The organism is Methylomonas sp. MED-D (assembly GCF_050276835.1).
Classification (GTDB): Bacteria; Pseudomonadota; Gammaproteobacteria; order Methylococcales; family Methylomonadaceae; genus Methylomonas; species Methylomonas koyamae_A.
The window spans coordinates 4,527,323-4,548,527 of sequence record NZ_CP189965.1; the positions used below are offsets into that span (position 1 = coordinate 4,527,323).

General features: G+C 53.6%; 19 protein-coding genes and 1 tRNA gene. 10 read left to right on the forward strand and 10 right to left on the reverse strand.

Going from position 1 to position 21,205, the window contains the following annotated elements; translation table 11 throughout:
- Positions 1 to 5: 5 nt before the first annotated feature.
- The 6 genes from metK to rpsU all read right to left on the reverse strand — a co-directional run bounded on the left by metK (position 6) and on the right by rpsU (position 5,702).
- Positions 6 to 1,199, reverse strand: coding sequence for a methionine adenosyltransferase (gene metK / locus ACQE3E_RS20090; protein WP_427500992.1), 1,194 nt, complete (start codon positions 1,197 to 1,199; stop codon positions 6 to 8).
- A gap of 33 nt (positions 1,200 to 1,232) precedes the next feature.
- Positions 1,233 to 1,309: transfer RNA gene (locus ACQE3E_RS20095), tRNA-Ile, on the reverse strand.
- 5 nt (positions 1,310 to 1,314) lie between these two features.
- Entirely contained in the window at positions 1,315 to 3,126 is a 1,812-nt protein-coding gene (gene rpoD / locus ACQE3E_RS20100; protein WP_168032863.1) for an RNA polymerase sigma factor RpoD, read from the reverse strand.
- Positions 3,127 to 3,274: 148 nt separating this feature from the next.
- Entirely contained in the window at positions 3,275 to 4,993 is a 1,719-nt protein-coding gene (gene dnaG / locus ACQE3E_RS20105) for a DNA primase (RefSeq protein WP_313730529.1), read from the reverse strand.
- 17 nt (positions 4,994 to 5,010) lie between these two features.
- Entirely contained in the window at positions 5,011 to 5,460 is a 450-nt protein-coding gene (locus tag ACQE3E_RS20110) for a GatB/YqeY domain-containing protein (RefSeq protein WP_313730527.1), read from the reverse strand.
- 8 nt (positions 5,461 to 5,468) lie between these two features.
- The gene (gene rpsU, locus ACQE3E_RS20115; protein ID WP_020483611.1) at positions 5,469 to 5,702 is read right to left on the reverse strand and encodes a 30S ribosomal protein S21; all 234 of its coding nucleotides are present in this window, start codon (positions 5,700 to 5,702) and stop codon (positions 5,469 to 5,471) included.
- Between the two features lie 102 nt (positions 5,703 to 5,804).
- Between rpsU and tsaD the strand changes: the two genes are divergently transcribed.
- A complete protein-coding gene (gene tsaD / locus ACQE3E_RS20120) occupies positions 5,805 to 6,815 on the forward strand; it encodes a tRNA (adenosine(37)-N6)-threonylcarbamoyltransferase complex transferase subunit TsaD (protein ID WP_313730526.1) in 1,011 nt (336 codons plus the stop codon).
- Between the two features lie 10 nt (positions 6,816 to 6,825).
- Here the strand turns inward: tsaD and plsY are convergent, their stop codons facing one another.
- Entirely contained in the window at positions 6,826 to 7,398 is a 573-nt protein-coding gene (gene plsY, locus ACQE3E_RS20125; protein WP_313730524.1) for a glycerol-3-phosphate 1-O-acyltransferase PlsY, read from the reverse strand.
- A gap of 89 nt (positions 7,399 to 7,487) precedes the next feature.
- Between plsY and folB the strand changes: the two genes are divergently transcribed.
- Both folB and folK read left to right on the forward strand, forming a co-directional pair.
- Positions 7,488 to 7,841 carry a dihydroneopterin aldolase gene (folB, locus tag ACQE3E_RS20130; RefSeq protein ID WP_064031714.1) on the forward strand — a complete coding sequence of 118 codons (354 nt, stop codon included), beginning with the start codon at positions 7,488 to 7,490 and terminating at the stop codon, positions 7,839 to 7,841.
- A gap of 3 nt (positions 7,842 to 7,844) precedes the next feature.
- The gene (gene folK / locus ACQE3E_RS20135) at positions 7,845 to 8,336 is read left to right on the forward strand and encodes a 2-amino-4-hydroxy-6-hydroxymethyldihydropteridine diphosphokinase (protein ID WP_313730523.1); all 492 of its coding nucleotides are present in this window, start codon (positions 7,845 to 7,847) and stop codon (positions 8,334 to 8,336) included.
- A 2-nt stretch (positions 8,337 to 8,338) separates the two neighbouring features.
- Here the strand turns inward: folK and ACQE3E_RS20140 are convergent, their stop codons facing one another.
- Both ACQE3E_RS20140 and ACQE3E_RS20145 read right to left on the reverse strand, forming a co-directional pair.
- Positions 8,339 to 9,064 carry a pteridine reductase gene (locus ACQE3E_RS20140; RefSeq protein ID WP_313730522.1) on the reverse strand — a complete coding sequence of 242 codons (726 nt, stop codon included), beginning with the start codon at positions 9,062 to 9,064 and terminating at the stop codon, positions 8,339 to 8,341.
- A gap of 8 nt (positions 9,065 to 9,072) precedes the next feature.
- Complete coding sequence (locus ACQE3E_RS20145; protein WP_313730521.1) at positions 9,073 to 9,360, reverse strand: hypothetical protein; 288 nt, start codon at positions 9,358 to 9,360, stop codon at positions 9,073 to 9,075.
- A gap of 178 nt (positions 9,361 to 9,538) precedes the next feature.
- Between ACQE3E_RS20145 and ACQE3E_RS20150 the strand changes: the two genes are divergently transcribed.
- The gene (locus tag ACQE3E_RS20150) at positions 9,539 to 9,955 is read left to right on the forward strand and encodes a hypothetical protein (RefSeq protein WP_064031718.1); all 417 of its coding nucleotides are present in this window, start codon (positions 9,539 to 9,541) and stop codon (positions 9,953 to 9,955) included.
- A 59-nt stretch (positions 9,956 to 10,014) separates the two neighbouring features.
- Here the strand turns inward: ACQE3E_RS20150 and ACQE3E_RS20155 are convergent, their stop codons facing one another.
- Complete coding sequence (locus tag ACQE3E_RS20155) at positions 10,015 to 10,359, reverse strand: DUF2782 domain-containing protein (protein WP_064031719.1); 345 nt, start codon at positions 10,357 to 10,359, stop codon at positions 10,015 to 10,017.
- A 484-nt stretch (positions 10,360 to 10,843) separates the two neighbouring features.
- Between ACQE3E_RS20155 and ACQE3E_RS20160 the strand changes: the two genes are divergently transcribed.
- The 6 genes from ACQE3E_RS20160 (at position 10,844) to ACQE3E_RS20185 (ending at position 21,190) form a co-directional block, all read left to right on the forward strand.
- Positions 10,844 to 11,962, forward strand: coding sequence for a calcium-binding protein (locus ACQE3E_RS20160; protein ID WP_313730519.1), 1,119 nt, complete (start codon positions 10,844 to 10,846; stop codon positions 11,960 to 11,962).
- A 137-nt stretch (positions 11,963 to 12,099) separates the two neighbouring features.
- Positions 12,100 to 14,769 carry a glycosyltransferase family 2 protein gene (locus tag ACQE3E_RS20165; RefSeq protein WP_427500993.1) on the forward strand — a complete coding sequence of 890 codons (2,670 nt, stop codon included), beginning with the start codon at positions 12,100 to 12,102 and terminating at the stop codon, positions 14,767 to 14,769.
- A 10-nt stretch (positions 14,770 to 14,779) separates the two neighbouring features.
- On the forward strand, positions 14,780 to 17,089 hold the full coding sequence (locus tag ACQE3E_RS20170; RefSeq protein ID WP_427500994.1) for a glycosyltransferase family 2 protein: 2,310 nt from the start codon (positions 14,780 to 14,782) through the stop codon (positions 17,087 to 17,089).
- An 18-nt stretch (positions 17,090 to 17,107) separates the two neighbouring features.
- Positions 17,108 to 18,328, forward strand: coding sequence for a glycosyltransferase (locus tag ACQE3E_RS20175; protein ID WP_427500995.1), 1,221 nt, complete (start codon positions 17,108 to 17,110; stop codon positions 18,326 to 18,328).
- 203 nt (positions 18,329 to 18,531) lie between these two features.
- Entirely contained in the window at positions 18,532 to 19,290 is a 759-nt protein-coding gene (locus ACQE3E_RS20180) for a phytanoyl-CoA dioxygenase family protein (RefSeq protein ID WP_168032843.1), read from the forward strand.
- A 37-nt stretch (positions 19,291 to 19,327) separates the two neighbouring features.
- Positions 19,328 to 21,190 carry a glycosyltransferase family 61 protein gene (locus ACQE3E_RS20185; protein WP_313730513.1) on the forward strand — a complete coding sequence of 621 codons (1,863 nt, stop codon included), beginning with the start codon at positions 19,328 to 19,330 and terminating at the stop codon, positions 21,188 to 21,190.
- Positions 21,191 to 21,205: the final 15 nt, after the last annotated feature.

Sequence of the window (21,205 nt, forward strand, 5' to 3'; positions counted from 1 at the left end):
CTTGATTAAACGCCGGCCGCATCTTTCAATGCTTCGGCCTTGTCGGTTTTTTCCCAACTGAAGCTGGCTTCGTTGCGGCCGAAATGACCGTAAGACGCCGTGGGACGATAAATCGGTTTCAACAACCCCAATTGGGCGATCAAACCTTTCGGACGCAAGTCGAAGTGTTCGCGAACGATTTGGACCAAACGCGATTCTTCAATTTTACCGGTACCGAAGGTTTCGACCGTAATCGAAGTTGGCTCGGCAACGCCGATCGCATAGGAAACCTGAATCTCGCAACGCTCGGCAAGACCGGCCGCGACGATGTTTTTTGCGACGTAACGCGCCATATAGGCCGCGGATCGGTCGACTTTCGACGGGTCCTTTCCGGAAAACGCGCCGCCACCGTGACGAGCCATACCGCCATAGGTATCGACGATAATTTTCCGACCGGTCAAACCGCAGTCGCCGACCGGGCCGCCGATGATGAATTGACCTGTCGGGTTAATGAAGTATTTGGTGTCTTTATGCAGCCATTCTTTCGGCAAGGTTGGCAGGATGATTTCATCCATCACCGCTTCTTCCAACAATTTCCCACCGACCTCCGGCGAATGCTGAGTCGACAGCACTACGGCATCAATCGCCACCGGCTTATTGTTTTCGTAGCGGAATGTGACCTGGCTTTTCGCGTCCGGACGCAGCCAAGGCAAGGTCTTGTTTTTGCGAACTTGCGCTTGGCGTTCCACCAACCGGTGCGCATAAGTAATTGGCGCGGGCATCAGCACATCGGTTTCGTTACTGGCATAACCAAACATTAAACCTTGGTCGCCGGCACCCTGTTCATGATTTTCGGATTCGTCGACGCCCAAGGCAATATCGGCGGACTGCTTGCCAATGGCATTCAATACCGCGCAGCTGTTACCGTCGAAACCGATATCGCCGTGGTCGTAACCGATTTCGCAAACCACCTTTCTGACCAACTCTTCGGTGTCGACCCAAGCGCTGGTAGTCACCTCGCCGGCCAACACAACCATTCCGGTCTTAACGAGTGTTTCGCAGGCCACCCGTGCCCTAGGATCTTGGGCCAGAATCGCGTCGACAATGGCATCGGATATTTGGTCGGCGACTTTGTCGGGATGACCTTCCGATACCGATTCAGAGGTAAAGAGATAGCTTTTGTTCACGGTGATGGACCTCGCAATAAACGTGGCGGACATAGAAAAGGCCGCGAGAACGGCCTAGGATATCAATGGTGGGCCCTGTAGGACTTGAACCTACGACCTGCCGATTATGAGTCGGAAGCTCTGACCAACTGAGCTAAGGGCCCCGGTATTATTCATCAAGGAAACAGCGAAGTTGTTCCGAACGGGATGGGTGACGCAGTTTTCTCAGCGCTTTAGCTTCGATCTGCCGGATTCGTTCGCGGGTAACGTCAAATTGCTTACCGACTTCTTCCAATGTATGGTCGGTATTCATATTAATACCGAAGCGCATACGCAACACTTTCGCTTCCCTTGCCGTCAATCCAGCCAATACGTTTTGAGTGGACTCGCGAAGGCCAGCGATTGTAGCAGATTCTATCGGAGATAACATCTTCGAATCCTCGATAAAATCCCCCAAATGCGAATCCTCGTCGTCGCCGATCGGCGTTTCCATCGAAATCGGCTCCTTGGCTATTTTCAGAACCTTGCGAATTTTATCTTCCGGCATCTCCATCCGCTCCGCCAACTCCTCCGGAGTAGCCTCCCTGCCAAGCTCTTGCAGGATTTGTCTCGAAACCCGATTCAGCTTATTGATGGTCTCGATCATATGCACCGGAATTCGAATCGTTCTGGCCTGATCGGCGATAGAACGAGTAATCGCTTGGCGTATCCACCAAGTCGCATACGTTGAAAACTTATACCCGCGGCGATATTCGAATTTGTCGACGGCCTTCATCAGACCAATATTGCCTTCTTGAATCAAATCAAGAAATTGCAAGCCACGATTGGTATATTTTTTAGCTATCGAAATCACCAACCGCAAGTTCGCTTCGATCATTTCCTTTTTTGCGCGCCGAGCTTTAGCCTCGCCGAGCGAGATATTCCGACAAATATTTTTCAACACCGAGATGCTCAAGCCATACCGAGCCTCGATATCGGCCAGTTTTTGTTGCACGGCGACAACATACTCGCGATGCTCGTTTAAAACCCCAGCATAGGCAGGATGTTGCTGGACATAATGATCTAACCAAGCGATATTGGCTTCATTTTCAGCAAACGCATTGATAAAGTCTTTGCGTGGCACCTTCGCCTTTTTAACGAAGACTTCCAGCACCGCTTTCTCTTCCTCCCGAATTTGAGCGATCAGCTCTTCGGAAATAGAAACCATTCTTTTCAAATATTGCGGAGTCCATTTGAACTCGCTAAAAATCTCGTCCAATGCGTCGAACAGTTTCTCGGTTTTGTCATGCCCGTAACCATGCTTCTTAATCGAAGCGGTTACTGATTTAAGCGCTTTTCTGAGCTGATCGACTTTTTCCTTGACTTCATCGTAATCGACGACCTTAGATTCCTCTTCCGCTTCCTCCGTCGGCGCGTCAATATCGACAGCCTCGACTTCGATCTCCGCCTCGATTTCCGACAAATCAACGAAACCGGTTACTAAATCACCCAATCGCACACCAGACTCTTCGTCCTTGACCGAATCGAACGTCTCGATAAACGATTCAACGATAAAGCCGGAGCGGGAGATAGCCCCTACAACTTGCCGCTGACCCTCTTCTATTCGCTTGGCGATTTTTAATTCTTCTTCGCGGGTTAAGAGCTCAACAGACCCCATTTCGCGCATGTACAGGCGTACCGGATCAGTGGTTCTACCAAATTCACTATCCACCGACGCCAATGCCGCAACCTCGGCCACTTCCTCGTCGTCGTCCGCGGTGACAACCGCGTCCGAGGCAATCAACGAATCATCATCGTCTGGCGCAACCTCATAAACTTGAATGCCCATGTCGTTGATCATGCCGATAATATCGTCGATCTGCTCGGGATCGATGATATCGCTCGGCAGGTGGTCATTGACCTCCGCATAGGTCAAATAACCTTGCGCCTTGCCTTTCGCTATCAGCTGTTTAAGTTGAGATTGCTGTTGTTCTTGATTCATTCTTCACTCACAATACGTTTTCAGCACCAAGCGCCGCAGAACCGGTAATTATATCTCGAAAGCCTGCCACGGTCACCCCCTATAAAACCACTCCCCGATCCGTTTTTAAGCGCTACAGCGCATCATACGATTAGGCTTCCAGAGAGAATCAACCTTCCCGCAACAAACCGCGCAGCTGCTCTCTCTCCGCGTCACTCAAGCCCTCTTTGGCCTCCTTTTCGATCAGCCGATTCAACAACAGAGTCCGTCCTTGTTTCACAAGCTGATGCAGCGCCCCCTCGAACTCGGCAACTTCACCGCCCTCCGGCAAACCCAAATCGACAACTCCGAGAGCACCGACGATTTTTTCCTGATCAGTATTCCGGTACCGTTCAATTAAAATGGCGCTGCTTCCGGGTTTTTCAAGCGCAATCGTCGTCAACAGATCACGCAGCAACTCGGCACCAGGAAAATCCAACCCATTCAACGATTCATCCGGAATCTCAGCAGCCTTGGCAACATTTGGATATTGCAACAATAAAGCAATCACCTTGCGCGCCAAGCTCATTTGCTTGCCACCACCCCGCCTTACGGGATTGGGCATCGTCGTTTTAAGTGTAGCCGCGTTTTCAACAAGCTCCACCGCGGACAACTGGTACAACCGAGCCAACATCATGTCTTTGAAAAATCCCGGCTGCACCTTGTCGATCAAAGGCTTCGCCTTGCTCGCCAACCCCGAACGACCTTCGACGGTCGCCAAATCGAGCCCATCGGTGACATTCTCGAACAAGTAGTCGGAAAGGACTCGCGCCGTTGCAATTCGTTCCATGAATTTGGATAAATTTTCAGCCCTGATCAACGAATCGGGATCATGTCCTTGAGGCAATAACATAATTTTAATCTGCCTTCCGTCCCGCAAGCACGGTAAGGCCGCCTCAACCCCCTTCCAAGCCGCCTGACGGCCAGCATTGTCGCCGTCGAAACAAAAGACCAATTCGGAGGTATATCGAAATAATAAATCGACATGCGCCTTGGATAGCGCCGTACCCAACGCGGCCACGGAATTCACCACACCGAATTGAGTGAGCGCGATCACATCCATGTAGCCCTCGACCACAAGAATCCGCTCGGGTTTGCCGTTCTCGCTTAACAGTTCGCAGAGCCCATACAACTCTCTGCCCTTTGAGAACACCGACGTTTCCGGCGAATTCAAATATTTAGGCAGACTGTCATCCAAAACTCGTCCGCCGAATCCGATCACGCGCTTACGCTTGTCGCGAATAGGAAACATCAACCGCCCCCGGAAACGATCATAAGCCTTGCCATCGTCCTTAACGACCAACATACCCGCTTCGATCAAGGCTTCGCGAGGGAGCCGCCCGAGCAACGCATCCCAGCGATCCGGCGCATAACCGAGCATGAATGTCCTGGCCACATCGTCACCAACCCCGCGAGCACGCAGGTACTCGACAGCCCGACCCGCCTCCGGACTATTGCACAACTGCTCGACGTAAAACCCGGCGACTTTTTCCAGCACCTCGTAAACGGAAGTAAGATTGCGAGACTGCGTCGCATCGGACGACTGAAACTCCCTCGGCACCTCGACACCGGCAAATGCCGCCAAATCCTCGACTGCCTCGACAAAACCGAGATGACTGAAATCCATCAAAAAACTAATGGCGTTGCCGCTGGCACCACAACCGAAGCAGTGATAAATCTGCCGATTGCGGTTAACTGAAAAACTGGGAGTCTTCTCGGTGTGAAACGGACAACGGGCTACAAAATTCGAGCCCGTTTTCTTGAGGGGAACATGGGAGTCTATCAGGTCGACAATATCGACCCTGACCAACAAATCGTCGATAAACTGGCGGGGTATCCTGCCGGACATATTACCGCCGCAAAGGATTACGCAGTCAGCCGAGCCTTGATTCTCGCACTGACTTGAGCCATGTCGGCACGTCCTTGCATTTTGGGCTTGAGCACATTCATAACAGCGCCCATGTCCTTTATCGTTGCCGCACCGGTTTCGGCTATCGCACCGGCGACCAACGCATCGATTTCGTCATCGCTTAAAGGCTGCGGCAAGAAATCCTGGATAACCAGCACTTCGGCCTCCTCTATTTCCGCCAAGTCGGTGCGCCCGGCATCGCGAAATTGCCGAATCGACTCGCGCCTCTGCTTGAGCATTTTATCGAGCACGATCAACACCCGATCATCGCCCAGCTCAACCCGCTCGTCGACTTCGACTTGCTTGATGGCGGCCATAATCAGACGAATCACGCCCAACCTGGCTTTATCGCCGCCTTTCATCGCGGCTTTCATCTCTTCCTTGATACGCTCCTTTAAAGCATCCATGGCCAGACTTAAATTTGCGGACGACCGCGACGCAGATTTTTCAGCGCATAACGCTCGCGAGCCAGCTTTTTCAAATGACGTTTTACAGCGGCGGCGCCTTTGCGTTTACGCTCGGTGGTCGGTTTTTCGTAGAACTCGCGACGACGAACCTCGGCCAATACACCGGCTTTTTCACAAGCGCGCTTGAAGCGACGAATCGCGATATCGAAGTGTTCGTTCTCTTTAACTTTTACTGAAGGCATTAGCAATAATCCGAATTGTGTTAGTATCTGGTTGAAGCCTAGGGCATGCTACCCATGTGAAACGTTCGATTATACCGACAATTTCCATTTCTTCAAAAACTAATGTATGTCTTAGGGATAGAAACCTCGTGCGACGAAACAGCTGTCGCCGTTTATCACTCGAATCGAGGCTTGATTGCCCACACTTTGCACAGCCAGATTCCCACGCACCGCGAATACGGCGGCGTGGTTCCGGAACTGGCATCCAGAGATCACATCCGCAAGCTGGTGCCGCTGATCAAGTGCGTATTGGCAGAAGCCAATTTATCAGCTGACTCGATTAACGGGATTGCCTATACAGCCGGCCCCGGCCTGATGGGCGCTTTGCTGGTGGGTGCCGCCGCAGCCCGCGGCCTGGCCTGGAGCTGGCAAATCCCTGCAATCGCCGTTCATCACATGGAAGGCCACCTGCTGGCGCCAATGCTGGAGGCGGAACCGCCGGAGTTTCCGTTCGTCGCTCTGTTGATTTCCGGCGGCCACACGCTGTTAATCGAGGTGGAAGGGATAGGCCGCTACCGGCTGCTGGGCGAGTCACTGGACGATGCCGCCGGCGAAGCCTTCGACAAAACCGCTAAAATGCTGGGCCTAGCTTATCCGGGCGGACCCAAGTTGGCCGAACTGGCGACTTTTGGCCGGGAGCGCTTCAAGTTTCCAAGACCGATGACGGATCGCCCCGGACTGGACTTCAGTTTTAGCGGCCTAAAAACTTTCACGATGAACGCGTTGGCCGCTACCGAGCAAACCCAGCAAGATAAAGCCGACATCGCCTACGCCTTTCAACAAGCGGTCGCCGACACCTTGCAGATCAAATGCCGGCGCGCATTGCAGCAAACCGGGCTAAAAACCCTGGTCGTCGCCGGCGGCGTCAGCGCGAACCAAGCGATTCGAGCTCAATTGCAAACGCTAACCGACCGAACCGGCTGCCGCATTTATTTTCCAAGGCCGGAGTTTTGCACCGACAACGGCGCCATGATCGCTTACGCGGGTTGCCAGCGCCTATTGGCTGGCCAGCACCAAAACCTGGAGATTTTCGCCAGGCCGCGCTGGCCGATGGAAGAATTGCTAACGATCTAAGCGTTTGCGATCAGAATTCCCGACCCGCCAGCAAACGCTGAATATTGCTGCGATGCCGCCAAAGCAACACAGAGGAAATCAGCGCGAAAGTGGCAATCAAGTATACGTCGCCAACGATCAACCAGACGTAGAATGGTGTCAATATGGCGGCGACCAGCGCCGACAACGACGAAATCTTACCGATTTTATAAACCAACAACCAAGTACCTGAAACCGCCAACCCCAATAACCACGCAACACCCAAGGTCACGCCCAGCGACGTGGCCACCCCTTTTCCACCCTTGAATCCGAAAAAGACCGGATACAAGTGACCGAGAAACGCCGCGAACACCACAGCCGACAGCACCATCGTGTCTACGCCGAGCGCCTTGGCGATCAGCACCGGAATCAAGCCTTTCAAGGCGTCGCCGGCCAACGTAATCGCCGCGGCCTTCTTACCGCCTATCCGCATCACATTGGTCGCACCGGGATTGCCTGATCCGTTCTCCCTCGGGTCCGCCAGCCCCATCAATTTGCAAACTATAATCGCGCTGGATACCGACCCGGTCAGATAAGCAAAAGGCACCAGCAACCATTCCATCATTCAAACAACCTCGTTTCGATACTTGTGTAGGCCGGCCGGATACTCGATACTGGCCGCTTTGAAGAAAATATCATAACCGGAAAGCAACGATGGACATCATCTTTTTAGGCGGTCTTGAGATCGATACATTGATCGGCATTTACGAATGGGAGCGAAAAATCAAGCAAAAAGTGGTGCTCGATATCGAGATGGGCTTCGACATCCGCCCCGCCGCCGCCAGCGACGATATCGCCCATGCCCTGGACTATAAAACCGTTTCCGACCGGGTTGTCGCCTTCGTCGAAGACAGCGAGTTCTTTCTGGTGGAAACTCTGATCGAAGAAATCGCCAAACTACTGCGCAGCGAATTCCCCATTCCCTGGGTACGCATTACTCTTAACAAAAAAGGCGCGATCAGCCGAGCCCGCGACGTCGGCATCGTAATAGAACGAGGCCAGAGATAGACCATGCCGACCGGATACATTAGCATCGGCAGCAACATCGACAAGGAAGTCCACATCCCGTCCAGCTTAAGGGCGCTGCAAGCCCAGTTTGGCGATCTGACGGTCTCGAGCATTTACGAATCGGAACCGGTCGGCTTCAGCGGCGATAGCTTTTACAATCTGGTCGCCAGCTTCGACTCCGACCTTCCGGCTAAAGCGGTGGCAAAACTGCTCCGCCAAATCGAACTGGATCACGGCCGCAGCCGCGACAGCCAAAAGTTCTCGGCCCGAACCTTGGATCTGGATTTGATTTTGTACGGCAGCGACATAATTAGCGACGGCCGCCTGCGAATTCCCCGAGACGAAATCGAACGCTACGCCTTCGTGCTGGAGCCACTGGCCGAAATCGCGCCTAACGAAACCCACCCGGTCTGCGGCCGCCGTTTCGGCGAACTGTGGGAGGCTTTCGACAAGACGCTAGCCAGCCAAACCAAACTAGGCCCGGCGGAATACTGAACTCAACGATTCAAACCGCGACCGCCGTCCACCGTCAGAACCTGACCGGTCACGTAGTCCGCGGTCAGCAAATACCGGACCGCCCCGGCAATATCGTCCGGGTCGCCACGCCGACCTAACGCCACCCGCTGAAGAATTTCGGCTTGGGCCGCTTCGGATCCGGTTTGTTCCGGCCACAAAATCGCCCCTGGCGCGACCGCGTTCACCCTGACCTCCGGCGCCAACTCCTTGGCCAGACAGCGCGTCATCGCTACCAGACCTGCTTTGGCGATACTGTAAACCGAATAGCCCGGCAAACCCGTTTCGGCATGTATATCGGCAATATTGACGATGCTGCCGCGCCGGCGCCTCAAACCCGCCGCCAGCGACTGGCACAAAAAATACGGCGCTTTCAGGTTAGCCGCCATCAAATCGTCCCAATCGCTTTCCGCGACCCTTCCGAACGGCGTCGGTAAAAACGCCGAAGCATTGTTCACCAACGCATCGACACCACCCAAATCAGCGACAAACTCGATCAGGTTGCCGCGCTGATCCGCCTCCGCCAAATCGGCCTTTACGGTGAAGGCCGAATCGGGTCGAACGTCGTTTAACGCCCCGGCGAGCTCCAACGCGGCGGCTTCCGACCGGTAATAATGCAGCACGACATTCCAACCGGCTTCGTGCAAGGAACTGGCGCAAGCAGCACCGATGCGGCGGGCCGCACCGGTGATTAAAACAGTTTTCGACACCGAAACAGTTATTTATCGACCGCGGACAAACTGGCGATCAGCTTGCCTCGAATCAAATAGCAGACCGCCAACGAGCACAACACCGGCAATTGGGTGAGCAGGAATTCGACCACCGAATGCTTAGGCACCATGCCGGCCAAAGGCACGACAATCAGCATTTTGGATAGCCACCACGTCAGCCAATAACCAATCAAGCCGATAATCGGCCAGTTCAACAAAGGACCGCCGTGATTTTTCGCGGTCATGTAAAACCAAATCAACGTCAAAATGCCGCACAACTTCGCCAAAAACAACATACCCCCTCCCCTTACTATTGTTATAAATTCGCAAATCAACCGACTCGCGCCCAATGTAATCAAAAGCACCCGGGACTTCAATGCCAAGCCCATCGGCGCCATAGGCCCGAATTTCAATCTTCCGGGCTTCGGACTTATAATCTGGACACTTTGACAATAAGAACATGAGGAAACACCCATGCGCATCCCCAAGTTACTCACCATTCTTGCGCTGACCGGCATCACTCAGCAGGCTTGGTCGCAATCCACTGAAAGCCACGGCGGGCACGGCGGCGGCTCGGCCGGCGGCGGTGGCGGAGACAACTGCATCAAGGCAAAAATCACTCGTTACCACCCCGAACATTTGGCAACGGTCGCGCCTGGCGCGGAATTTTCGTTCGCGGTATCGGGAAGCAACGGCCCTGGCCACATCCATGTCAGCATCCGGCAACAACCGGTCGACGTCGAAATCGAGGACAAAGACACCTTTTATTGGGTCAAAGGTCATCTTCCCGTAGATCTGAAAAATGCGGCGGTCCGGATTTCGGTCACCGCCAAGGCTAAGGCCGGCAAATGCGATGCGGAAGGCGGCTGGCTGCTAAAAGTGAGCGAATAACACCGCGTTCAGCGATTGTCGATGGCAGCCACCCTAATCGCCATCGACCACCCCGGCCGTCAATCCCATTCGAATAAGATCCACTGGTTGACATTGGTGTTCTTATCCAAATCGTTTTTCTTCACGTCCATTTCCCCGTCGCCGTTGGTGTCCAGCATGTAGTAGGGCGGCCCAACATCGGGTTGCACCTTAACCATGACCAATTTGCCGTTACGGCGATACTCGTGAATGATGTCCCGGCCCTTGCGGGTGATCGTAATATCCGGCGCCATTTCTTCACCCGACTGAATCGGCATCGGCAAATCGGGTGGCTCCGGCACAGGCGCCAATTCATCCGGCGCTGGTTCGGCCAGAACGAGTCCGGACGCGAACAAAATAAGGATCAAGCGAAATAGCTGGCGCATTGGAGCCTCTGAAATTTTCGGTGAGTTATCATGATAAACCATTTCGCCGTGCCTTATCGCGGAGCACTTTGATCAAAAAAATCATCAACGGACCGGCGTAGCCCGACGCGCCAATCACCTCGGCGCGCCTAAACGGACGCAAAGCAATATAATCTGCGAAACCACCCAAGCCGGGGTGCCTAACCAAACCACCGCTTCGTATGCGCACCAAACGATTCAGCCCTTTGACACCGGCTTTCGCGCTAACGCCAGCCTAAATTCGGCTAACCAGATTCGACACCGAATTTGCGATGGCCGTTAAAAAAATTTGGCATCGCCTTGCAAAAAAAAAAAGCGAATCTATACTGCCTGCACAGTTGTTTCGCTAGGAATGTTAGACAGTGCACTCCCGGAACCACGGCCCAGCCAAGCCGTTAACGGTAGTAGCGATTTAATGCACGCCATGCGACAGCCTAATTATTAAGAAAATACAAGGGGCTAACGAATGTCTTCAAATTACGATAACGACCAGAGCACCAGTGCATTGACCGAATTGCAAGATTCCGGTCTTGTCGACGGAGCGTTTTTATCCGCGCTGGACAGAGAGCGTGGCGACACCTTGAGTGTCATTGTCGATCCGGAAACCAGTCTCGTAGACCAAATTCCATCCGGCTCGGACGTGGTCTGGATTCAAGGCGGCGGCGACTTCAGCTTGGACGGCTTAAGCCGCTCGGTGATTCGAGACATGAACGCGCTGATTTTCTCGACCCAAACCAACGTCACCCTTGACCTGTCCAGCCTGTTCAGAGGCTCGGTGATATTCGGCGCGGGCGACGACTTCCTGACGTATTCCGGCCGCATTGCTCAAAACGTTCAAGGCGGCGACGGTAACGACTCCGTCATTGGCGGCACCGGCAGCGACACCGTTAAAGGCGGCGCCGGCGAGGACAGCGTCGTCAGCGGCAACGGCAAGGACATCGTCGACGCCGGCGACGGCGACGATACCGTCGATAGCGGCACCGGTAACGACAGCATCCTCTGCGGCGCCGGAAACGACAGTATCACCGCCGGCACCGGCAACGATACCATCGTCACGGGCCTTGGCGACGACACGATCGTCTCCGGCACCGGTAAAGACAGCATAATCGGCAGCTCAGGCAACAATTATCTGGATGGCGGCAGCGGCAACGACAAAATTACCGGCGGCGGCGGCAACGACGTATTGATCGGCGGCGACGGCAACGACAGCATCATCAGCGGCACCGGCAACGATACGATCTTTGGCGGCGCCGGCACAGACACGATCACGGTCGGAGACGGCAGCGATATCGTCGACGCAGGTACCGGCAACGATAAAATCGTCGTCCAATCCAGCGAAATCAACGACGACTCGACCACGATTACCATCGACGGCGGCGCCGGTAGAGACGTACTCGATTTGTTCGGCGTACACATCACCAGCGGCTCGGTCGACACCGCGGCCAATACCGCTACCGTGGTTCTGGCCGATGGCACGACCTTGGACATCAGCAATGTCGAGCGCTTTATTGGTAATTTCGATAGCGATGCGCACGCCGAAAATATCAGTCTGACCGGCCTGGGAAATTTCTTGGATAGCCTGTAATGACGCTTCCGACTAATTAAAACCCCATTGAAAGGTGCCGAACATTCGGCACCTTTTTTTTGCCTGACGAATTTTTTGCCTACATTGGCGCAGGTCGGATTGCGTCGGCCTTGCCCCCAAAAAAGTCCCGGCCTGTTTTGACGAGATCAACCCCACTGCCCCTGCTTTCCGCCGAAGCGATAGGCCTCGATGACCGCGACCGAACCGTCGGCGGCGAACCGTCGCATACCCTCGATTTTGTCGATACCGCCGCCCGATTGTTGCGCAGCGGCCACCCCTACCACGCATGGCGACTGATCGACAGAGTAACGCGCGTCTACCAACTTAAGTCGGTCGATTTGACGCTTTTGCAAGCCAAGGCGCTCGAGCACTGCCGACAACCCAATGCCGCGGTGGAATTATTGTTCAACGCGAGAAGGCGGTTTCCGGACAATGACACGTTGATCGCGTATTTGCTGGAACTGCTGGAAGCGCATCCCCTGCCGCCCAACCCCGCTTCGCGGCAGCTGGCCTGGGCGGCCTTGGCCAGACACGATCAACCGGTGGATGTATTACGGGCGGCGCGGATTCTGACCCGATTCAAGGATGCACCGGTCGGCGCTTGCCGCTTCGACGGCGAAACCCTCAGCGGTTGGCTGTTGAACGCCGAGCGGCAACCGCCGCTCAGCGTGGTTCTCGACGGCATCGATTACACGCTGAAACCGTTTCTGGCGACCCCGCTGTTAAACCGGAACGGCTTGGGCGGCGAACGCGACGGATTTTCCTTTAAACTCCCCAATCGCCCCCGACACATCCGGGTCCATTTGGCGAATAAAGATCTGGCCGGGTCGCCGCTGGTTTTCAGCGGCGCGTCCGATGTCGCGTCCAGCGGCGATGCCGCTTTGACAATAGCGGAGCAAGACGGCGCCGTTGACGTGATCGTGCCGGTCTATAAAGGTTACGCGGAAACCAAGGCTTGTCTGAAGTCGGTTTTAACCGCCGCCAATCGCACCGCCTACCGCTTGATTGTCGTCGACGACGCAAGCCCCGATCCTTTGTTGGCAACTTATTTGCGCAAACTGGCGGACCAAGGCCGTATCACACTAGTAAAACAAGCCGTCAACGCCGGCTTCGTCCAATCCGTCGATCGCGGCCTACGGCTCGGCCCGCATCGCGATGCGATACTGCTCAACGCCGACACCGTGGTACACGGCGATTGGCTGGACCGCTTGCGCGACGCCGCATATCTGGCCAACGATATCGGCACCGTCACGCCATTCAGCAACAACGGCGAACTGGTCAGCTACCCGACGCCGATGCGCGCTTGGGCCTTGCCCAAGCCGGCGGTGTTGCAACGTTTGGATCGTCTCTTCGCCGAACTGCCCGCCGACAGCATTGTGGATATTCCGGTTGGCGTCGGTTTTTGTTTATACATCAAACGCCAATGTCTAACCGAAGCCGGCGGATTCGATAGCCGCATGATCGAACGCGGTTACGGGGAAGACACCGAGTTTTGCCTACGCGCCGAACGGCGGGGTTGGCGTAACGTTTGCACGCCGCGAGTGTTCGTCGGTCACGCCGGTAGCGTGTCTTTCGGGACTGAAAAAGCCGATCTGGCGGCCAAGAATGTCGCCAAGATCTACGCTAGATACCCGGACCATTCGGATCAATACGACCGCTTCCTATCGGAAGATCCGTTGCGGCCGATACGGCTAGCCTTGCAGCGGCAATTTTTACCAATGCGGTCCGGCAAACGCGCGGAGTTGGCCCTACTGCCCACCGCCCAGCCCGACGATTTGCGAGGAGAATGGTTGGCGCAAGGCCTAAGCCAAACCGCCACGTTTACCCTGCAGGCGTCGCGCGCGGCGGACGGCGCACTGTCCCTCTCCTTGCAAAGCACTCGAACCGAAACGCCGCTGTCGTTGCACTACCGCTGGCCGGATGATGAGCAGCCACTGTGGCAAGACCTGTCCCGGCTGAACCTCGCCCGCATCGATATTTACAATTTGGCCGATTGGCCTTTTCAAATAGGGCCGGGGCTGATCGAACTCGCTATTCCCTACCGGATCTTTTTAAGCGATTATGCCGCGTATTGTCCCCGCATCACGCTGACTCGACCGAACGCGGCGTTTTGCGGCGATCCTCCGAACATCACCGCTTGCGTCGAATGTATCGATCGTTACGGCAGCCGACTGCCCGACCTGAATAGTCCAGCGGATTTGCGCCAGGGTTCGCGGCAATTGCTGGCAAACGCCAGCGGCGTTTATTTGGCGTCGAGGGACGGGTTAAACCGTTTTCGGCGGCGTTTTCCGGAAGTGCGGTTTCGCTACCGAGCCCCAAACAGGGCAAGCGATCGCGACACCGCCGAAAACATCCCTCCATTGCCTCGGGACCGACACCTGCGCATCGCCGTCATACAGGCCGCGCCCGGTGGCGACGATTTCGAAGCGCTTTTGAAGATGTCCCGATGGCTGGCGGCTCGGCGGCTGAATGCGGAATTGATCGTATTCGGCGAAAGCGTGGATGACGGCGCGCTACTGGCAACCGGCCGGGCGTGGGTGGTCGGCGCGCTCGCTTACCAGGAAATTCCGAGGATGCTCGCGCTGCATCGGTGCTCGTTAATACTCGACGCCAGCCGCTGGCCGCAAATCGAACCCATAGCGTGGCGGCTGGCAAAAACCTGCGGTCTGCCAATCGCCGCGCCCGCCATCGGGACTTATGCCGATTTACTGGACCCAACGGCTGGCGACATACCGTTGGCTCCCGACGCGACGGCCGAAAATTGGCTGAACGCCATACTCTCCGCCCATCCCGTTATTTCGCAATGAACGACCCGACATGAGTTTCCAAGGCGAATTAACCGATTTCAGCGACGGCTATTTGTCGGGCTGGGTCTGCGACGCCACGCGGTTACAGGAACGCGTCGTCGTCGAAATCCATGGCGACGACTATCCGTTGGCGCTAATCCACGCTCATTTTTGGATACCGCAATCGCAGACCATCGGGGATGGTTGCTACGGCTTTCGCGTCGCATTACCGGTCTCGAAATTGCGCGGCATTAGTCGCTTGCGCGCCAAAGTCGCCAATAGCGAATTCTGGCTGAACGGCACTATTTATCTGAACCGAACCCAAAATCGACAGACCTCGACACTGCTCGGCAGCGTCGCTAATACACGAGGATTGAAACTCACCGGCTGGGCCTGGAATTCCGCCAGACCGGATCAAGCGGTACGCCTGAGTGTTTTCGTGGACGATAAATTGATCGGGGAGGTCCACGCCGATCAGCGGCGGACGGATTTGATCGAGATGGGTTTAGGCAACGGCCGGCACGGTTTTAGTTACACCCTGCCGTTTGCCTATGCCGACGGCGACAGCCACGAAGTCCGGGTATTGAACGAACAAGGCCAAAACCTGCCTGGCAGCCCATTCACGGTGGCCACGGCCCCGCAATTACTGGAGCAACTCGTCGAGGCGGACCCCGTGTTGTTGCCTGATCAACGACGCCTGCTCGCGAAACAGTTCTTAAAATACCGAGATTATTTGCCGATGTCGGTGGATTTTTCGGCGTATCCGGATTGGGCCGCATGCTATCAGCCTGAAGCGATCCGGACGCCGATCGACTGCCAACAAGACTTATTGATCGTGGTGTTTGGCGACGGTGATTTGCAAAAAACCTTGGATAGTTTGTCTGCGCAAAGCTGGCAGGGTTTCGAGGTATTGGCACAGGGCCAAGGCAACTCCACCGATTCCCGTCTGACCGTGGTCGATAGCCGAGCGTGGCCCGAAGCCATCAGACATAAATTAAGCCAACACGACGGCTTGTTGAGCTTTATCGAGGCGGGCGACACTTTGCCGGAATCGGCGCTAGCCCGAATCGGCAGCACGTTCGCCGATCCGGCGGTTCGGATAGCCTACAGCGATTGCCTGCTGCATCGTCAGCCGCCGACCATCGAACCCTGGTTCAAGCCGGACTGGGACCTGAATTTGTTCCTGAGCCAAGACCTACTTCAGCATCTATTCGCGGTGCGAAGCGGGCTACTGCCGCTGGATTCGGTGTGGCTGGATCACCCAGAGTGCTGGCCGTGGCTGGCGGTCCGCGCGCTTCCCGACCGGGAGCGAACCGCGTCGGCGATCAAACACCTGCCGGAAGTGTTATACCACCGTCATCAAGCCAGTCTCTCCCCAGCATTGGACGAGGCGGTCGCCGAGTGCCTGCCCGCAATCGCGCCAGGCAGCCGCATCGAAACCCGGATCGCCGAGAACGCGTTCAGAGTAATGCGCTGGCGGCAACCGGAAATCTGGCCGACGGCCAGCCTAATCATTCCGACGCGCGATCATCGAATCCTGCTGGAAAAATGTATCGAGAGCTTAAAGAAAACCGACTACCCCTATCTGGAAATCATCGTCGTCGACAACGACTCGCAAGATAAGGCGACGCTCAAGTATTTATCCCAACTTAAAAAAGCCGGCATTCGCATCATTCCCTACCCGCATCGCTTCAATTACTCAGCGATTAATAACCATGCGGTTACCCTAGCAACAGGCGAAATAATCGGCTTAATCAACGACGATATCGAGGCGATCCATGCTGACTGGTTAAAAAACATGGTTACCCAGTTGCTAAGGCCGGACATCGGCGCGGTCGGCGCAAAGTTGTTATGGCCCAACGGCATGGTCCAACATGGCGGCGTTTTGCTGGGATTACACGGTTTAGCCGGCCATATCGGCAACTTGTGGGACGAATCCGATTTGGGATATTTCGGCTATAATCAGTTAATCCGCGAAGTTAGCGCGGTTACCGCCGCCTGTTTAATCTGCCGAAAATCGGATTATTTGGCATTGGGCGGCCTGGATGCCCAGGCGTTCCCCGTAGCGTTCAATGACGTGGATTTTTGTTTGCGGCTTGGAGACTCGGGCAAAAAAATCGTCTGGACGCCTGAAGCCAAATTATGGCATGCGGAATCGGCCAGTCGAGGACGGGACGATACGCCGGAAAAACGCGCCCGACTGGAGAAGGAAAAATCGGCATTGCGCGGACGCTGGGCGAACCGACTGTTTTTCGACCCCTACTATAATAACAATCTTAACTTGGACCGCTATTCGCACGATGGCTTGGCATTTCCGCCTCGAACTCGCCGGCATCGCTAGCCCCAACTGTCCTTTCCTATGAAAATCCTATTTATTCATCAAAATTTTCCAGCCCAATTCCTGCAAATCGCCACGCATTTAGCCAACGACACAAAAAATCAAGTCATGGCGATTCGCCAAGCGCCGAATGTCGAAATCGCGAACATCAGTACTATCGCATACACTCCGTCTCGCAGTAGCAACCCGGATATTCATCCATTGATGAGCGAATGGGAAGCCAAAATTCTGCGAGCGGAAGCCACCGCCAAGGCCGCCGACCTGCTAAAAAGCCAAGGTTTCCAGCCCGATATCGTGATGGTGCATCCCGGCTGGGGCGAGGCGCTGTTGTTGCGCGATATCTGGCCCCATGCAAAATACTTGGGATATTTAGAATATTTTTACGCGGCGACCGGCCAGGACTTTAATTTCGATCCTGAATTCAAAACCGACGATGTCGAAAAGCTCGCTAAGTTGCGCTTGAAAAATACCGTCAATCTGCACGCGCTGCACGACATCGATGCCGGGATTTCTCCGACCCATTGGCAGCGGAGCACCTACCCCGCTTGGGCTCAATCCAAAATCGACGTGATTCATGAGGGTATCGACACGAACTACTTTAGCCCAGATGCCACTCGAACCCTGACGATTCCAAACAAGGGCATAACGCTTGGCGGACAAGACGAGATCATCACGTTTGTCGCCCGCTATCTTGAGCCCACGCGCGGATTTCATGTCTTTATGCGTGCCCTCCCGGAACTATTGAAGCGTCGACCCGACGCGCACGTCATCATCATAGGTAGTGAAACCGGCGGCTACGGTCCCGGTCCCCACGGCCACGACTCCTGGCTGGCCATGCTGATGCGGGAAGTCGGTTCCCACTTGGACCCGAACCGGGTTCACATCCTCGGCCGCCTCGCCAAGGCGGATTACCGTAACGTTTTACAACTCTCGAAAGTACATGTGTACTTAACCTATCCGTTTTTATTGTCGTGGTCGCTGCTGGAAGTCATGGCGACGGGCCCCATCATCGTTGCCTCCGATACCGCACCGGTAAGAGAACTGATTCAGGATGGCAAAAACGGCTTGTTGTTCGATTTCTTTGATCAAGAGGGCTTGGTCAACCGAGTGGTCGAAGCGTTAAGCCTACCCAAACGAAAAGCCAACTCGCTTTCCAAAGCCGCCAGAAAAACTATCGTGACTCAGTATGATCTTGAGCAATGTTTGCACAAGTGGACCACCAAAATCATGGCGTCAATTTAAAAGCGCTTGAATCTATCGTGGATTATCGCACCACCAACTCAACTCTAGAGCGGACTTAAACTTGGAAGCAAGCACAACCGTTTGTTTCCGAAGAACTTGAATCCCCATTAATCGAGGACAATATAATGAGAGCCGAAGCAGAAAAACTCAATTTGGCCGTTCACGGCGTATACGAACGCCATAAAAACGAGACCGATATCGAAATGCACTTGGAAGAAGTCTCTAGAAACGGCTTCTCGGTAATAAAATCCGCTCTAACGGTAGAAGAAGTCGATTATACCCGGCAAAAGCTGGACGAAATCTATCAGCAGCAAGTCGACGAATTCGGGCTAGACAATCTGATTGCTCTAAAAGATCGGTATATCGTACGCTCCATGCTGGCCTACGACGATTTTTTTCTGCATAAAATTGCCTGTAATGAAAAAATCTTACCGGTGATTAAAAAGGCGCTAGGCAACAATATTAGCCTTTCCTCCCAAGTCGGTATATTAAACCCACCCGACGATACTCTTTATCAAACTGCTTGGCATCGCGAACTGCAATATCAACACTTTACGATTTCTCGTCCGATTGCGTTGCAATCGCTATTCTGTATCGATCCATTTAACGCGACGACCGGCGGCACGTTTTTCCTGCCCGGCTCCCATCTCCATGAGCCTTTTCCTTCGGACGAGTACGCTAAAAAGCATGAAATTCAAATCATAGCGGACCCAGGCGATGCCGTAATATTCGACGCGCTCGCTTACCACCGCGCCGGGGTTAACGTATCGCCTAATGTTAGAAGAGCCATTAACAATCTCTACACCCTGCCCATTATTCAACAGCAAATTAATTTCTCGCGCATGATGAACGGCCGCTTCAAAGACGACCCTTTTCTCGCGGGCTTATTAGGCTACCGCTGGGAAACCGCCGACTCGGTTCTTGCTTGGCGGCAAAGTCATTTAAACAATAAAAAAGCCTAACTCAAGAATTAGTATTCGATAAACACCATCCAATACCATGTATAAAAATTTTTTTGACATAAGCGCATACACCGATGAAGAGTTAGCTGTCATTGAGAAATTATTGGTATTCGATAAAAAAGCTTATTTAGAGAAGTTCCCCGATGTCGCCAATACGAAAACCGATCCTCTGATCCACTTTCTTACCCAAGGCATGTACGAAGGCCGTTTCCCTTGGTCGATAAATACTCAAACAGCTCAAGAACAGCAAGCGCGATTACTGTCGTCGCAAACGAGCCTTCGGGACATTTTGGGCTTTGACGAGGAATTCTACAAAAAGCAATACCCCGATGTAACGCAAAACCATTTCCGACACTTCATATTGAACGGCATCCGCGAAAATCGTTTGCCGTTCAATTTCAACGACAACGTGGATAGCGAAACCCTCACTTGGAATATCTTGTCGAGGTTCAATATTGCATGCGACAACTCGCTCGACCGGCAACTGCGTTTCGAGGTTAAAAACGGCCCCGCGCTATTGCAAGCCCTGTTCGACGAAGCCAGTAAAAAAGGCCTTGTACCGAAAACCTATCGCAATAATTATTGGTTGGCTCTAGCAATTGCCTTCTCCGCCTGCGGATATTTTGGAGCATCCGCACTTTGCTATAACTATTTTTTCAACTATTTCTTACCCATGCCGCACCTGAATAACTGGCGCGAAGGTGTATACGTCGTTGGAAAAATACACAAAATAGTTCAATTTTCTCAAAATCGTCGCTGGTTTGTTAAAAAGCTTTCCGCGGCATCCAGCATTTCGGTCCCAGACCCGCATTTTCTGAATCGGCCTAACAACACCATTGGCGAAGTTGAAATTCACCCGCTACCGACACCGTATTACTGTATATTGGAAAACGTGGTACTAATTGGCGGTAGCGCCATGATCATCGCTAATAGCCACGATTTACTTTACGACCATCTTGACGATACTACCGACAACACTTCCGAAATTAAATGCCATTACATACTTCATGCCGTCAATAATGTTTGCGCGGTAAAATATACTTACACGGACTTGTATGTACCCGAAGCGTTTTCGCTCATGCACGATCATGGTCACAATTACTTCCATTGGATAATTGAGGTTCTACCCCGATACTTATTAGCCAGAAAGAATGGACTCGCTTGTAATGCTACTTTTTTAATCGATGAAAAAATTGGCAAACTTCAGGAAGCCGTCATCCGTCTAATTTTAGGAAACGACGCCATAGTCATCAAGGTTGCGCGAAATGCCTCGGTGAAGGTTGGAAAACTCCATTGGGTATCGGACCTATCGATCAATACGGTTCGCACCCTGCAGCTACCTAAAAAAAGTGACATTTTAATTTCGCCCACAGCCGTCGAGTTATTAAAGGAACTCGCGGCCGATCATGCCATGCAAGGCATTGCTAAATATGAGCGGATATTAATTACTCGCACTAACGTCGAATTTCGCCGTTTAGTGAACCGCGAACTCTGCCGTGAAATGCTTATCCGCGAGGGTTTTTGGGATTTCGACCCTGGCCGCGCTTCGTTCGAAGAACAAATCCGCGTATTTTCTAATGCTAAAATCATTGTCTCGGAAGCAGGGGCCGCTCAAGCGAATCTGGTATTTTGCCGCCCTGGAACGATAGTCGTGGTTTTAGTGAATGGTTATAAGAACAGCAACTATTTCTATCTTGCCGAAATGGCCCAAATAGCGAAATTAAAACTGGTCTTCTTTGAATGCTTTAGACTGGACGGCTCCCACGAATTAGGCGTGCATGACGACATGATCGTGAATATCAGCGATCTAAGAAACCATATAAACAATTTAACCAACTCCGCAAACTCGTCTGGAAAACGTGAAAAACGTCAGTCCAAGCAGCCGACTATCCTTAATTGATAGAATTCACTCTGA